Source organism: Paraburkholderia sp. BR10936, from assembly GCF_040965735.1.
GTDB classification, from domain to species: Bacteria; Pseudomonadota; Gammaproteobacteria; order Burkholderiales; family Burkholderiaceae; genus Paraburkholderia; species Paraburkholderia nodosa_A.
The window spans coordinates 157,983-172,201 of record NZ_JBFRCM010000015.1; the positions used below are offsets into that span (position 1 = coordinate 157,983).

The window sequence follows — 14,219 nt, forward strand, 5'->3', positions numbered from 1 at the left end:
ACAAGAAGAGCGGCGAGGTCAGGGAGGCGCATGACGTACTGTGTGGCAATGGCAGTGGATGAGGGGCTCGTGTTTCTCGCGGACACGCGCACGAATGCGGGTGTCGATCACGTCAGCACGTCGCGCAAGATGGCCGTGTTCGAAGAGCCCGGCGAGCGTGTGCTCGTGCTGCTCGTCGCGGGCAATCTGGCCATCACGCAGGCGACGCTGCAGGTGCTGACCGAGCCGCAGGACGCGGGGCGCGCCACGCTCTGGAACGCGCCTTCAATGGTCGAGGCTGCGCGCGTGGTGGGCGAAGCCGTACGCGAGGTGCACCGGCGCGACGCGGAAGCGCTCAAGACCTTCAACGTCGACTTCAACTGCAGTTTCATTCTCGGCGGCCAGATCGGCGGCCATGCCATGCGGCTGTTCCAGATCTACGCGGCCGGCAATTTCATCGAGACGTCGAGCGTCAATCCGTATTTCCAGATCGGCGAGTCGAAGTACGGCAAGCCGATCATCGACCGCGTGCTGACGCCGGGCACGCCGCTCGACGAGGCCGCGAAGTGCGCGCTCATCTCCATGGACTCGACGCTGCGCTCGAACCTCTCGGTCGGCCTGCCGCTCGACCTGCTCGTGTACGAGCGTGACGCGCTCCGTGTCACGCGATATGCGTCGCTCGACCAGTCGAATGCGTATTTCCAGATGATCCATTCGACGTGGGGCGAGCGGCTGCGCCAGGTCTTCGGTGAGATTCCCGATCCGCTCTGGACCGACGAAGGCGATGTGCCGCGCCACGAGCGCGCGACGTTGCCCAGCGCCCCGCGCGCCGCGCATGAGGGGCACGCGAGCGAACCGCGTCCCGCGCAAACGCTCGCGCAAGCCCAGCCGCAAGGCGCCGCAAGCGCGCCGCGTATGCCGCGCGACGGTTAAGAGGGCGGCTCGAGCGCTTCGTTTTTGCCTGGCCAACTGCGGAACCGGTATCCTGCTGCGTAATATTCGCGGTACGCCGCGCGCAATGCGCGTCCCCTCGACAATGGAGGCAGGCTGATGAAGCAGAACGACGAACCCAGGAACGGGCGTCCCGAAGAACCTTCCATTCCCGCCGGTCCGGACGATCCCGCGCGCCGCCGTGTGCTCGGCGGGCTGGCGGCGGTTGGCGTGGGCCTCGCGCTGGGCGGCTGCGAGACGCCGGCGCAGAGTGCGGCGGGCGCGCCGCGCAGCGCTGCCGACGCGCGCGTCGATGCCGCGCTGCGCGACCAGGTGCGCCAGATCGTCGTGATCTACGCAGAGAACCGCAGCTTCGTCAATTTGTACGGCAACTATCCCGGCGTGCAGACGCCGCTCGCGAATGTGAGCGCCGAGCGCTACGCGCAGCTCGATCGCGACGGCAAGACGCCGTTGCCGCAGTTGCCGAAGATCTGGGGCGGCCTCGTGCCCCAGGCGCAGGAGCTGGATGGCAAGCGCTACATGATCGCGGAGCATCAGATCACGGGTCTGTCCAACCGTCCGTTCCGGATTGTGGATACGCACGGCAATCCGTTGCCGAACGGCATCATCACGCGCGACCTGATCCATCGCTTCTATCAGAACCAGATGCAGATCAATGCGGGGCGCAACGACCAGTTCGCCGCGTGGGGCGACTCGGGCGGCCTCGTCATGGGCTTCTACGAGAACTCCGCGCAGACGCTGCGGCTCTGGAATATCGCGCAGCAGTACACGCTCTGCGACAACTTCTTCATGGCCGCGTTCGGCGGCTCGTGGCTCAACCACATCTTCCTGATCTCCGCGCAGGTGCCGCAATACGCCGATATCCAGACGAGCGCCGCCAGGCATCTCGCCTCCGTCGTGGAGGGCGACGATCCCACCGGTACGCGCCTGAAGGTCGCGCCGAACTCGCCGGCCTCGGCGCTCGACGGGCCGCCGAAGTTCGTGAACGACGGCCTCTTCACGCCCGACGGCTACGCCGTCAACACGATGGCGCCGCCGTATCAGCCGAGCAACGTGCGCCCGTCGGAAGACGGCAACCCGGCGCTCGCCGATCCGGCCAATCCGCGCGTGCTGCGCCCGCAGACGTACGCGACGATCGGCGACCGGCTCTCGGCGAAGGGCGTCGACTGGGCCTGGTACAGCGGCGCCTGGCAGTTTGCGCTGGACCATCAGGACACGGGCGCGGTGCCCGACTTCCAGTATCACCACCAGCCGTTCAACTACTTTGCCAACTTCGCGCCGGGCACGTCCGCACGCGCGCGCCACCTGCGCGATGCGGGCCTCGGCGACGATCCGTCGACCAACCGTCTGCTCGCGGATATCGACGCAGGGCGCTTGCCTGCCGTGACGTTCTACAAGCCGCAGGGCAACCTGAACATGCACGCCGGCTATGCGGACGTCGAGTCGGGCGACCGCCACATCACGACCGTGATCGAGCACATCCAGCGCGGCCCGCAATGGGCGAACACGATGATCGTCGTGACGCACGACGAGAACGGCGGCTGGTGGGACCCGGTCGCGCCGCCCTTGGGCGACCGCTGGGGTCCGGGCTCGCGCATCCCGGCGCTCGTGATCGCGCCGTTCGCGAAGAAGGGCTACGTCGATCACACGTTCTACGACACGGTCTCGATCCTGCGCTTCATCAGCCGCGTGCATGGCCTCGCGCCGCTCGACGGCGTGGCCGCGCGCGATCAGACGTTCCTCTCGCGGGAGCAGACTCCGCCCGGCGATCTCACGGCGGCACTCGATCTGGCCTGAGTGCTGCACGCACGGATGCATCGAGGGAGAACGGGCGGCGGCCGTCGCGAAACGTTTGCGCCGCCGCCCCGGGTTGCCCATCCGGAACGCAATTTGATGCATCCACGACACAAGCGACGAACTCTCTATCCGATCAATGAGTTGGCGCGCTCGCCAGGCGGTTATCAACAGGTTTGTCACCAAAAACTGTGGACAACTTTGCTGCGCAAAAAACATGCACTTTTCATGTCGTTTGCGAGCTTCCCGTTTCCATTCAAGGACTTGATGCGGATGTCCAGAACTTGCTAACAGGGCTCTCAACAAAATCTGTGGAAAACCCTCCGCGCGTTTCCCCCAAAACGCCGCCGCTGCAACAAACGGCAACGCTGCGCACAATCCGAATCGCATCAAGCACTTGGTGCAGTCGTCAAAGGGTTACGCACAAGGCTGTCCCCCAAAGTTGTGGATAGCGCACCCAGATGTTGATCGCTGCGGGCTCAACCTTGCACAGTGTGGGAGTTCGGCCCGATAATCGCCGTCGATATGGCCGTCGCGTGACCGCGCGTGCACGGGCAACTCTCTTCTCGCCACTACCCGCCGCGCCGTGCTCAAAAACTCGCGCTTTGCCGGTCTTCTGCGTATTCCTGGTTTTCTGCCACTCGCCGGCGCCACCCTGATGCTCGGCGTGGCGATGTCCTTCACCGCGCCTTATCTCTCGCTCTTCGGCGTCGAGCGCGCCGGCATGACGCCGTTCCGGCTCGGTGTGTTCATGACCGCCATTGCCACGAGCGGCGTGATCGCGAGCACCGCGGCGGGCCGCTGGAGCGACGCCACCGGCAAGCACCGAACCCTGCTGCTCGTCTCGCTGTGCGCGGCCACGCTCGGCTATCTCTGCCTGTGCGTCGTGCGCGATTACCGGCTGCTGCTGCTCGTGGGCATTGCGTTCATCGGCGCGGGCGGCTGCGCGCTCTCGCTCGTGTTCTCGTTCAGCCGTGCGGCGCTGCCCGCGAGCGACGACGCCGAGCGGACCTTCGCGAGCGCGACGCTGCGCACGATCCTCTCCGCCGCGTGGGTGTTCGGGCCCGCGGTCGGCGCGCTCGTGCTGGCGGCCACGAACTTCTACGGGCTCTTCCTGTTCGCGGCGGCGAGCTTCGCGGCTTGCGGCACGATCGTCTGGCGCATGCGCGAGCCGCGCCATGACGAACACGCCACGCAGCATCTGATGGCGCGTCCCACCGCCGGCGAAGTCGCGCAGGAGATCGATGCTCAGAGCGAGGCGCAGTACGAGGGCCAACCGCTCACGCAGGCCGAAGTGCAGCCGGGTGCGCCACGCGACCCCGCAACGCTTCCGGCGGCTAAGGCAACGGCAAAAGCGAAGGTCAGAGCGGCGCGCGCGCCGGTGCCCGCCGCCGAGGGTTCGCAGAAAGACATCATGCGCGCGATCGTTGCGCTCACACTCATCGGCCTGGCCGCCAATGCGACGATGATCGTGCTGCCGCTCTACATCGTCCATGGTCTGCAGGGCACGCGCATCGACGTGTCGATCATGCTCGGCCTCGGCGCGCTCATGGAGATACCGATGATGCTCGCGCTCGGCGCGCGCGCCTCGGTGCTGGACAAGTCATGGTGGCTGGCCGCCTGCGCCGTGGTGCATGCCGTCTACTTCGTCGCGATGTCGCTGGCGCCGGGCGTGCACGCGCTGATCCCGATGCAGATCCTCAACGCCTTCGTGGTGGCCGTTACGTCGTGTCTCGGCATGACGTTCGTGCAGGATCTGATGCCGTCGTCGCCGGGGCGCGCAACGGCGCTGTTCTTCAACGCGTCGCGGCTCGGCTCGATACTGTCGGGCGTGCTTTCCGGCATGCTCGTGCAGGCGTTCGGCTATCGCGGCACGTTTCTTGTTTGCGGCGCGCTCGCGCTGTGCGCGCTGGTGCTGTTCGCCGTACCCGGCGAGCAGTATCCGAAGATGGCGCGTGCCGTGCGGCGTTATCTGCGTGAGCGTTCAGGCAAGCGGGACTGATTCATGCCGTGCGGCCCAGTCAGTGCCTGTGTCAGTGCATGTAGGTGACGCGGCGCGAGCGGTCGCTCAACCGCACTCCCGCGTCGAGCAGCGCGATGGCGAACCAGCGCGCGGTCTTGAGCATGCCGCTCACGCTCGGCATCGGCAGCCAGTCGTTGAGCAGTTGCACGGCGGCCTCGCTGCGCGTGGACTGCAGGAGCGCGATCACCTGCAGCAGCGAGCCTTCATCCTTCGCGAGTTCGGAGGCGCAGCGGCAGCGCGTATCGAGCGGGCGGCACGAGGCGCGGCACAGGGTGCCCATCAGCAGATCGAAGTAGCCGAAGCCTTCGCCGCCGAGCCCCGCGTCGGCGAGCACGCCGCGCCAGCTTTCGGCCTTGCCGTAGGCGTCGCAATGCGGTCGCAGCCAGGTGCGCACGGCGCGCAGGACGGTCTGCTCGGCGGTGTCGGGATGATGGACGAAGGTGTCGTCGATCAGCGTGTCATTTCTCGCGAAAGGGGTGGTGTAGTTCATGGAGCCTCCGGTCCCGCACAAATCATTCGGGTGGTGCCGGGTCGTCCGGCATGGGCTGTATTCTGGGACAAATGGTGGCTAAATGCAAATGATTATCATTTATAAAAATGAGCCGCTGCGCAAAGGCGGCCTCGCACACCCAGTAAGGGACTGTTCCATCCAGCGCCCTTAATTGCGGGGACACAAGCCGTTAAAGTGCCGGCCATGCGTGTTCCAGTGTGTTCTGGCGCAACGTGAGAGTTGGCCCCGGCCCCATGAAGGCCGGGGCTTTTTTTTGCACCGCGCAAGGGCGCGCGGGGCGGGCCTGGCACGCGTTCTGGAGGGCGCCGGGGACCTGACTTCGATGCATAAGTCATTGAACCGAAAGAAACAAGTAAGGTATTATTTCGGCCGCGCAGCGTGACAGCGTGCCGCGCGTCATGGCGCCCAGAAGGTCGAAAGCGCTGCTTTCGCGATCAAAAATGGGTGGTAACAGCCCGTTTGTTGTTTTTTCTCTTAGTACGTTCTTGAATAAAAACAATGACTTGCGTCAATCTTAGATCCGGCCCGTGTTGTTGCGCTGCAAAACTTCCGTATTCCGTTTACCCTCGTTAACCCTTGAACGTGTGTTGCATTTCGCCTCGTCGCTGACAAATACATTACAGCCAGCCTGGTTCGATTTTCACCCCGCGTCAATCTTTCAAGTTGCTTGCGTACCTGAACGTGCGCCGTGGAAGCTATTTGCTCCGCATTTTTGAGGTCCTGTTGAAATGCAATCCGTTCCATTCCTGAGTCTGGCGATCTGGATTCCCATCCTGTTCGGCGTGGCCGTGCTGCGCCTCGGGTCGGATCGTCATCCGCAGCGTGCCCGTTGGCTGTCGCTGGTTGGCGCCGTCGTCGGTCTGCTGCTGACCCTCCCGCTCATCGCCGGCTTCGACAACCACGCGGCCGGCATGCAGTTCGTCGAATTCCGCGACTGGCTGCCTGAGTTCGGCGTGGCGTGGCGACTCGGGATCGATGGTATTTCGATGTGGCTCGTGGTGCTCACCGCGTTCACGACGCTCGTGATCGTGATCGCTTCGTGGGAATCGATCACGGTGCGCGTCGCCCAGTACTTCGGCGCGTTCCTGATTCTCTCGGGCCTGATGGTCGGCACCTTCGCCGCGACCGACGGCATGCTGTTCTTCGTGTTCTTCGAAGCCACGCTGATCCCGCTGTACCTGTTGATCGGCACGTGGGGCAATGCCCGCCGCACCTACGCCGCGGTCAAGTTCTTCTTCTTCTCGCTCGCCGGCTCGCTCTTGATGCTGGTGTCGATGCTGTACCTCTACAGCCAGTCGCACACCTTCGACATGTCGGTGTGGCACAACCTCACGCTCGGCTTCATCCCGCAGATCCTCGTGTTCATCGGCTTCTTCGCGGCCTTCGCGGTGAAGGTCCCGATGTGGCCGTTTCACACGTGGCTGCCCGACGTCCACCTCGAAGCGCCGACCGGCGCGACCGTGATGCTGGCCATGCTGAAGCTCGGCGGCTACGGCTTCCTGCGTTTCACGCTGCCGATCACGCCCGACGCTGCGCACTTCTTCGCGCCGGCGATCATCACGCTCTCGCTCGTGGCCGTGGTCTACTCGAGCCTGCTCGCGCTCGCGCAGACCGACATGACCAAGCTGCTCGCGTACTCGACGGTCGCCCACATGGGTCTCGTCACGCTGGGCCTCTTCCTCTTCAACCAGATCGGCACCGAAGGCGCGATCGTGCAGATGATCTCGTACGGTTTCGTTTCGGGCGCGATGCTGCTCTCGATCGGCGTGCTGTTCGACCGCACGAAAACGCGCACGATCTCGGCTTACGGCGGCGTCGTCAACGTGATGCCGCGCTACGCCACCTTCATGATGCTGTTCTGCATGGCCAACCTCGGCCTGCCGGGCACGTCGGGCTTCGTGGGCGAGTTCATGGTCATCATGGGCGCGATCCGCGTGAACTTCTGGGTCGGCGCGATCGCCGCGACGACCGTCATTCTGAGCGCGGCGTACACCCTGTGGATGTACAAGCGCGTGATCTTCGGCGCTGTGGCGAACAAGGGCGTTGCGAAGCTGGCCGACATCGGCCGCCGCGAAACGCTGATCTTCGCTTCGCTCGCAGCGTTCGTGCTGGCAATCGGCCTCTACCCGAAGCCGATGACCGACGCGATCGAACTGTCGGCGGCGAACCTCGTCACCCAGGCCGGTCGCAACAAGCAACCCGTCGGCGAAGCAGCGCCTGCTGACGCAGTGCGAGCTGGCACGGACGTTCGTGCTCAGCACTCGCCGACGTGATCACTGAAGATTGACGGCGCAACCAACGCGCCGCATCGCCTCCGGGCGCTGCGGCGCGTTGTTGCGTCCAAGGGTTTTCGAATTTTGAGATTCGAGAAGTAGCCGCGGCGGGCCGCTGTCAAGGGCAGAGCAGGGCGCGACGTGCGTGTGTTTCCGAGGCGCGACAAACCTCGCGAACACATGCGACAAAGTGTCTCAATCTTCTTTTGACAAAGGTCATTTTCCACATTCATTGATTGCGAAATATCAAAGCGGCTGTATGATGCGGGCGCGCTTCCTTTGTCGGATGTCAGGGGACGCGTCCGGAACTATTCAATGAATGAATTTCAGGCAAACGTGATGAAAAGAACGACCTTTCAAAGGTTACTGCTTCCCATCAGCGCCGGATTGGCCTTGTGTCTTTCCGGATGCAACATGGAGCTCCTTGACCCCAAGGGAAGTGTGGGCGTGGCGGAAAAGCAGCTGATTGCGACCTCCACATGGGCCATGCTGATTGTTGTGATCCCCGTGATCGTCCTGACGCTGTGGTTTGCGTACCGCTACCGCGCGTCGAATCGTAGCGCCACGTACGACCCGAAGTGGTCGCATTCGACGGCGATCGAAGTCGTCGTCTGGACCATTCCGACACTGATCATTCTGTTCCTCGCCGTGCTCACGTGGAAGACCACGCACGAGCTCGACCCCTACAAGCCGCTCGAATCGAACGTCAAGCCGATCAACGTCGAAGTTGTCGCGCTCGACTGGAAGTGGCTGTTCATCTACCCCGATCTCGGTATCGCGACGGTGAACCAGCTGGCCGTGCCCGTTGGCACGCCGGTGAACTTCAGCATCACGTCGGATTCGGTGATGAACTCGTTCTTCATCCCGCAGCTTGGCACCCAGGTTTACGCGATGGCGGGCATGCAGACGCGTCTGCACCTGATCGCCGACCACGCTGGCGACTACGCCGGCCTCTCGGCGAACTTCAGCGGCAAGGGCTTCTCGGACATGAAGTTCCGCACCCTCGCCACCAGCCAGCAAGACTTCGACGCGTGGGTCCAGAAGGTGAAGGCGTCGCAGACGCAGCTTTCGATGGATCAATACGCGACGGTCGCACAGCCGAGCGAGAAGGCTCCGGTGGAGTACTTCTCGACGGTCGACCCGAAGCTCTTCAACAACATCATCGCGAAGTACAACAACGGCCACGTCACGAATTTCAGTGACCCGTCGTGCGTGACCAAGGGGTAAACCAGGCATGTTCGGAAAACTTACACTGGACGCCATTCCGTATCACGAGCCGATTATTCTCGGCACGATGATCGGTATGGCCGTCATCGGCGCATTCGTGCTCGGTGGCATCACTTACCTCGGTAAGTGGAAATATCTTTGGACGGAGTGGCTGACGAGCGTCGACCACAAGCGTCTGGGCGTGATGTACATCGTGCTCGCCCTCATCATGCTGCTGCGCGGCTTCGCCGACGCGATCATGATGCGTACCCAGCTCGCGCTCGCGTACAACGCGCCGGGCTACCTCCCGCCGCACCACTACGACCAGATCTTCACGGCTCACGGCGTGATCATGATCTTCTTCATGGCCATGGCTTTCATGGTCGGCCTGATGAACATCATCGTTCCGCTGCAGATCGGCGCACGCGACGTCGCGTTCCCGTTCCTGAACTCGCTGTCGTTCTGGATGACCGCAGTCGGCGCCATCCTGCTGATGATCTCGCTCGTCGTGGGTGAGTTCGCAATGACGGGTTGGCTCGCGTATCCGCCGCTTTCGGAGCTTGCGTACAGTCCGGGGGTAGGGGTGGATTACTACCTGTGGGCGCTGCAGATCTCCGGTGTCGGCACGCTGCTGACCGGCGTGAACTTCTTCGTCACCATCATCAAGATGCGTGCCCCCGGCATGACGATGATGAAGATGCCGGTGTTCACGTGGACGGCGCTGTGCACGAACGTGCTGATCATGGCCGCGTTCCCGATCCTGACCGTCACGCTCGCGCTGCTCGGCCTCGACCGCTACATCGGCACGCACTTCTTCACGAATGACGGCGGCGGCAACGCCATGCTGTACCTGAACCTGATCTGGGCCTGGGGTCACCCCGAGGTGTACATCCTGATCCTGCCGGCGTTCGGTATTTTCTCGGAAGTCGTCGCGACGTATGCCAGGAAGCCGCTGTTCGGCTACAAGGCAATGGTCTACGCGACCTGCGCGATCATGGTTCTGGCGTTCGTCGTGTGGCTGCACCACTTCTTCACGATGGGTTCGGGCGCCGATGTGAACGCGTTCTTCGGTATCGCCACGATGATCATTTCGATCCCGACGGGCGTGAAGATCTTCAACTGGCTGTTCACGATCTACCGCGGCCGCCTCGAGTTCAACTCGGCGGTGCTGTGGACGATCGGCTTCATGGTCACCTTCACCATCGGCGGCATGACCGGCGTGATGATGGCGATCCCGGGTGCGGACTTCGTGCTCCACAACTCGCTGTTCCTGATCGCGCACTTCCACAACGTGATCATCGGCGGTGTGGTGTTCGGCTATCTCGCCGGCATGAACTACTGGTTCCCGAAGGCGTTCGGATTCAAGCTCAACGAAAAGCTCGGCAAGCGCGCGTTCTGGTTCTGGCTCTCGGGCTTCTATGTCGCCTTCACGCCGCTGTACGTGCTGGGCTTCATGGGCGCAACCCGCCGTCTGAACCACTACGACAATCCGGCATGGCATCCGTGGATGATCATCGCGTGGGTTGGCGCCGTGCTCGTGGCAATCGGTATCGCACATCAGCTGCTGCAGCTGTACGTCTCGATCCGCGACCGCAACCTGCCGGAAAACCGCGACTTGACGGGCGATCCGTGGGGTGGCCGTACGCTGGAGTGGGCGATCTCGTCGCCGCCGCCGTCGTATAACTTCGCGATCATTCCGCACGTGAGCGAACTCGACGAGTTCCAGCACCTGAAGGACACCGGCCGCGAAACCGTGGACGTCGCGAACACGAAGTACACCGACATCCACATGCCCTCGAACACGAGCGCGGGTCTGTTCATCGGTCTCTTCAGCCTGGTGCTCGGCTTCGCTGGCATCTGGCACATCTGGTGGCTCATGATCGCTGGCTTCGTCGGCATTCTCGCGACGGCTATTGGCTACAGCTTCCAGAAGAACGAAGGCTATTACATCCCGGCCGCCAAGGTTCGGGCAGACGAAGAAGCGCGCGAGCGCGCACTGGTCAAGGCGTTCGCCGACAAGCAACGCAATGGCAAGGTTGAAGCAGCACTGGAGGCCAACTGATGTCGACGCATACTAGTGCGGCCGCACACGCGGAGCACGATCACCACGATCACCCGCCGTCACACTCGGTGTTCGGCTTCTGGCTGTACCTGATGACGGACTGTATTCTGTTCGGCTCGCTGTTCGCAGTGTTCGCCGTGATGCAGAACCAGTTCGCAGGCGGCCCGACGGGCAAGGACCTGTTCGACATTCAGGGCGTGGCCATGGAAACGGCAGTGCTGCTGCTGTCGTCCATCACGTACGGCTTCGCGATGATCGGCGCGCACAAGCAGCGCAAGGGTCAAGTGTTCGTCTGGCTGGCGATCACGTTCCTGCTCGGCGCAACGTTCCTGTATTTCGAACTGCACGAATTCGCGAACATGATCGCGGAGGGCAACGGTCCGCAACGCAGCGCGTTTCTCTCGTCGTTCTTCACGCTGGTTGCCACCCACGGTATCCACGTGACGATGGGCATGATCTGGATGGTCGTCCTGATGGTTCAGGCCTTGAAGGCGCCGGTTCTGGGCGAGCGTGAAATTCGCCGCCTGACCTGCCTGAGCCTTTTCTGGCACTTTCTGGACATCGTCTGGATCTGCGTGTTCTCCTTTGTCTATCTTGCGAGCGTGATCTAAATGAGTGCTCATCCTATCCATGAAGAAGAAAGCCACGGCAGCGTAGGCAGCTACCTGGTTGGTTTCGTCCTGGCGGTGGTGCTCACGGCCGCTTCGTTCTGGCTCGTGCTGCATGGCGGCTTTTCGCGCGAAACCGCGCTGCTCGGCCTCGCCGTGCTGGCAGTCGTGCAGATCCTGGTTCACCTTGTGTTCTTCCTGCACATGAACACGTCGTCGGGTCAGCGCTGGAACGTGACGGCATTTGGCTTCACGGTGTTGACGGTCCTGATCGTGGTCGTCGGCACGCTGTGGGTCATGCACAACGTCAGCATGAACATGATGTCGCGTTAAGCGTTCATCGTTGCTGGGCATGCGCTTCGACCGCTGCGGGTGAAGCGCAAGAAAAACGCCGCCAGGCCTTCGGGCCGGCGGCGTTTTTTCTTTTTGCAGTCCGATGTGCGCTTATGCGCCGAAGCGCTGACGCACGACTTCCGCGACGGCCTTGCCGAGCCGGTGGTGTTGCGAGGCTTCGTAGTGAATGCCGTCGGTGGGGCTAACAGTGGCGAATTCGCCGGCGTCGAGAAACGCCGAGCCGTATTTGACGGCTACGCGCTCATAGAGCGGCGCAAGCAGGCGCGATTTCGCGGCGCCCCCCGTGAAGATATCGCCGAGAAAGCCAATCTCTTCGATCGGCACCGGCGACATGAGCAGCACATGCGGCGTCGAGCCGCCCGGACCCGCGCGGCACGCGACGAGCGTTTCGAGCAGCACATCGACCGAGTTCGCAATGTCGGTGGGCGTGACGGAAAAGCGTGTCTTGAGGTCGTTGGTGCCGAGCATCAGCGCGACCACATCGACGGGCAACTGGCTTTCGAGGCATGGGCGTATATACGCGAGACCGTTCTTGTGACGGCCTTCGATGGGATCGTCGTGAACCGTGGTGCGCGCGGGCAGGCCTTCCTCGATGATCGCCCAGCCTGGCCCCAGCGCCTCCTGCAGCACGCCGGGCCAGCGGTCGGCGGGGCCGAATCGCTCGGACACACCGGGCACGGTCAGCGGCTTCGTGCCGTGCGTATTGGAATCGCCGTAACAGAGCAGGGTGCGTGACGTCATGGGTTGCCTCTTCCTGGTTACTGGTTAGCTGGTTGCGGGGTGCGATGCAATGCCATTACTCATCGTGGGAGATTACTAGACGACTGGTCTAATCGCTCTGTACCATGTCACCTCATGAATGCAGCGGCAGCCGTCGAAGTGCGGCAACACATCCTCGATACCGCCATGCCCATTCTGCTGGGCAAGGGCTTTTCCGCAGTCGGTCTCAATGAGATCCTCGCGGCCGCCGGTGTGCCTAAAGGGTCGTTCTATCACTATTTCGGCTCGAAGGAAGCGTTCGGCGAAGCCTTGCTCACGTCGTATTTCGACGAGTATGCGGAGCGTCTCGACGATCTGCTGGTGCGGGCGCCGGGCACGGCGGCCGAGAAGCTGATGCGCTACTGGGACGAGTGGCGCCTGATCCAGTGCGCCGACGATCCCGTAGGCAAATGTCTCGCGGTGAAGCTGGGCGCGGAGGTGAGCGACCTTTCCGAGGCGATGCGCGAGGCGCTGCGTCTTGGCACCGATGCGACGATCTCGCGCATTGCTGCGTGCCTCGAAGCAGGGCGCGTGGATGGCTCGCTCGCAGGTGTAAACGACGCCGCGACCATGGCGGTGACGCTCTACGAACTCTGGCTCGGCGCGACGCTGCTCGAGAAGATCCACCGCGACCGCAAGCCGCTCGACGCGGCCATGGCGACCACGCGCATCCTGTTGAACCTGCCTCCGGGCAACTAACCGAACGCGAAGCGGCGGCGGCGTGTGAAGTGCGCGCGATTGTCGCGTTTTGCGCAGAAGTGCTAGACGACCGGTCTAATAGAGGATGAAGAGACTGGTTTCCGAAGGGCGTGCAAGCGCCCGAACCTAACGCAAAAAAGGAACGCCGATGAAGGTACTGATCGTTTTGACCTCGCACGAGGACCTCGGCAACACGGGCAAGAAGACGGGTTTCTGGCTCGAGGAGTTCGCCGCGCCGTACTACGCGCTGCGCGACGCGGGCGCTGAGCTCACGCTCGCATCGCCGAAGGGCGGCCAGCCGCCGCTCGATCCGAAGAGCAGCGATCCCTCTGCGCAGACCGATGCGACACGGCGGTTCGCATCCGATAGCGTGGCGCAAACGGCGCTAGCCAGTACGAAACGTCTCGCCGAGATCGACGCGAGCGCGTTCGACGCCGTCTTCTATCCGGGCGGCCACGGCCCGCTCTGGGACCTGGCCGAAGATCCGGTTTCGATCGCGCTGATCGAAAAGACGATCGCCGCGGGCAAGCCTGTCGCTGCCGTTTGCCATGCACCGGGCGTGCTGCGTCACGTGAAGGGGGCAGACGGCAAGCCGCTCGTGGCCGGCAAGTCGGTCACCGGGTTTTCGAATGACGAAGAAGCCGCCGTGCAGTTGACGGACGTCGTGCCGTTCCTCGTCGAGGACATGCTGAAGGCCAACGGCGGCCAGTACTCGAAGGCCGCCGACTGGCAGCCGCATGTCGCAACCGACGGCCTGCTCATCACGGGCCAGAACCCGGCTTCGTCGGAGCCGGTTGCCGAAGCCCTGCTCGCGGCGCTGCGACGCGCTTGATGTTGCGCGAACGCGCGCGTCTTTGGCGAGCGCGTTCGCTTCCCTCGATTTCCTTTCGGCAACGCTGCGAGGCGCGCTCGCAGCGCGTGCGCGGCTGCGCGTTGCCGCAAGGAAATCGCGTTTTTGCCAACCGGCGCAGGTGCCGCGCGACGCGCGACCCGTGCCAGG

12 protein-coding genes are annotated in these 14,219 nt (G+C 63.3%); 10 read left to right on the plus strand and 2 right to left on the minus strand.

Annotation, left to right across the window (positions count from 1 at the left end; all coding sequences use genetic code 11):
* Positions 1-30 precede the first annotated feature (30 nt).
* The 3 genes from AB4Y36_RS28175 to AB4Y36_RS28185 all read left to right on the plus strand — a co-directional run bounded on the left by AB4Y36_RS28175 (position 31) and on the right by AB4Y36_RS28185 (position 4,726).
* A complete protein-coding gene (locus tag AB4Y36_RS28175) occupies positions 31-912 on the plus strand; it encodes a peptidase (RefSeq protein WP_368684740.1) in 882 nt (293 codons plus the stop codon).
* A 117-nt stretch (positions 913-1,029) separates the two neighbouring features.
* Entirely contained in the window at positions 1,030-2,727 is a 1,698-nt protein-coding gene (locus tag AB4Y36_RS28180; RefSeq protein WP_368618462.1) for an acid phosphatase, read from the plus strand.
* Positions 2,728-3,310: 583 nt separating this feature from the next.
* Entirely contained in the window at positions 3,311-4,726 is a 1,416-nt protein-coding gene (locus AB4Y36_RS28185; protein WP_368618463.1) for a sugar efflux transporter, read from the plus strand.
* A gap of 31 nt (positions 4,727-4,757) precedes the next feature.
* Here the strand turns inward: AB4Y36_RS28185 and AB4Y36_RS28190 are convergent, their stop codons facing one another.
* Positions 4,758-5,237 carry a hypothetical protein gene (locus tag AB4Y36_RS28190; protein WP_069267354.1) on the minus strand — a complete coding sequence of 160 codons (480 nt, stop codon included), beginning with the start codon at positions 5,235-5,237 and terminating at the stop codon, positions 4,758-4,760.
* Positions 5,238-5,986: 749 nt separating this feature from the next.
* On the opposite strand from AB4Y36_RS28190, the gene AB4Y36_RS28195 reads away from it, so the two are divergent.
* The 5 genes from AB4Y36_RS28195 to cyoD all read left to right on the plus strand — a co-directional run bounded on the left by AB4Y36_RS28195 (position 5,987) and on the right by cyoD (position 11,740).
* A complete protein-coding gene (locus AB4Y36_RS28195; protein ID WP_368684741.1) occupies positions 5,987-7,531 on the plus strand; it encodes an NADH-quinone oxidoreductase subunit M in 1,545 nt (514 codons plus the stop codon).
* Between the two features lie 339 nt (positions 7,532-7,870).
* Positions 7,871-8,758: a ubiquinol oxidase subunit II gene (cyoA, locus tag AB4Y36_RS28200; RefSeq protein WP_069267482.1), complete on the plus strand. Its 888-nt coding sequence runs from the start codon at positions 7,871-7,873 to the stop codon at positions 8,756-8,758.
* 7 nt (positions 8,759-8,765) lie between these two features.
* A complete protein-coding gene (gene cyoB, locus AB4Y36_RS28205; protein ID WP_069267356.1) occupies positions 8,766-10,799 on the plus strand; it encodes a cytochrome o ubiquinol oxidase subunit I in 2,034 nt (677 codons plus the stop codon).
* Positions 10,799-11,410 carry a cytochrome o ubiquinol oxidase subunit III gene (cyoC, locus tag AB4Y36_RS28210; protein WP_069267357.1) on the plus strand — a complete coding sequence of 204 codons (612 nt, stop codon included), beginning with the start codon at positions 10,799-10,801 and terminating at the stop codon, positions 11,408-11,410. Before cyoB ends, cyoC begins: the two co-directional genes overlap by 1 nt.
* Positions 11,411-11,740: a cytochrome o ubiquinol oxidase subunit IV gene (gene cyoD, locus AB4Y36_RS28215; protein ID WP_069267358.1), complete on the plus strand. Its 330-nt coding sequence runs from the start codon at positions 11,411-11,413 to the stop codon at positions 11,738-11,740.
* Positions 11,741-11,851: 111 nt separating this feature from the next.
* Here cyoD and AB4Y36_RS28220 read toward each other — a convergent pair whose 3' ends face one another.
* A complete protein-coding gene (locus AB4Y36_RS28220) occupies positions 11,852-12,502 on the minus strand; it encodes an SGNH/GDSL hydrolase family protein (RefSeq protein ID WP_368684742.1) in 651 nt (216 codons plus the stop codon).
* Between the two features lie 114 nt (positions 12,503-12,616).
* Here AB4Y36_RS28220 and AB4Y36_RS28225 point away from each other — a divergent pair, with 114 nt between their 5' ends.
* Both AB4Y36_RS28225 and AB4Y36_RS28230 read left to right on the plus strand, forming a co-directional pair.
* Positions 12,617-13,219, plus strand: a complete 603-nt coding sequence (locus tag AB4Y36_RS28225; RefSeq protein WP_069267360.1) for a TetR/AcrR family transcriptional regulator — start codon at positions 12,617-12,619, stop codon at positions 13,217-13,219.
* 148 nt (positions 13,220-13,367) lie between these two features.
* On the plus strand, positions 13,368-14,051 hold the full coding sequence (locus AB4Y36_RS28230; protein ID WP_368684743.1) for a type 1 glutamine amidotransferase domain-containing protein: 684 nt from the start codon (positions 13,368-13,370) through the stop codon (positions 14,049-14,051).
* The last annotated feature ends 168 nt before the right edge of the window (positions 14,052-14,219 follow it).

Excerpts from the sequence above, each read along its gene's own strand:
- AB4Y36_RS28190 (WP_069267354.1), bottom strand. The coding sequence starts at position 5,237 with ATGAACTACACCACCCCTTTCGCGAGAAATGACACGCTGATCGACGAC.
- AB4Y36_RS28180 (WP_368618462.1), top strand. The coding sequence starts at position 1,030 with ATGAAGCAGAACGACGAACCCAGGAACGGGCGTCCCGAAGAACCTTCC.
- AB4Y36_RS28175 (WP_368684740.1), top strand. The coding sequence starts at position 31 with ATGACGTACTGTGTGGCAATGGCAGTGGATGAGGGGCTCGTGTTTCTC.
- AB4Y36_RS28225 (WP_069267360.1), top strand. The coding sequence starts at position 12,617 with ATGAATGCAGCGGCAGCCGTCGAAGTGCGGCAACACATCCTCGATACC.
- AB4Y36_RS28195 (WP_368684741.1), top strand. The coding sequence starts at position 5,987 with ATGCAATCCGTTCCATTCCTGAGTCTGGCGATCTGGATTCCCATCCTG.
- cyoA (WP_069267482.1), top strand. The coding sequence starts at position 7,871 with ATGAAAAGAACGACCTTTCAAAGGTTACTGCTTCCCATCAGCGCCGGA.
- AB4Y36_RS28220 (WP_368684742.1), bottom strand. The coding sequence starts at position 12,502 with ATGACGTCACGCACCCTGCTCTGTTACGGCGATTCCAATACGCACGGC.
- cyoD (WP_069267358.1), top strand. The coding sequence starts at position 11,411 with ATGAGTGCTCATCCTATCCATGAAGAAGAAAGCCACGGCAGCGTAGGC.
- AB4Y36_RS28230 (WP_368684743.1), top strand. The coding sequence starts at position 13,368 with ATGAAGGTACTGATCGTTTTGACCTCGCACGAGGACCTCGGCAACACG.
- cyoC (WP_069267357.1), top strand. The coding sequence starts at position 10,799 with ATGTCGACGCATACTAGTGCGGCCGCACACGCGGAGCACGATCACCAC.
- cyoB (WP_069267356.1), top strand. The coding sequence starts at position 8,766 with ATGTTCGGAAAACTTACACTGGACGCCATTCCGTATCACGAGCCGATT.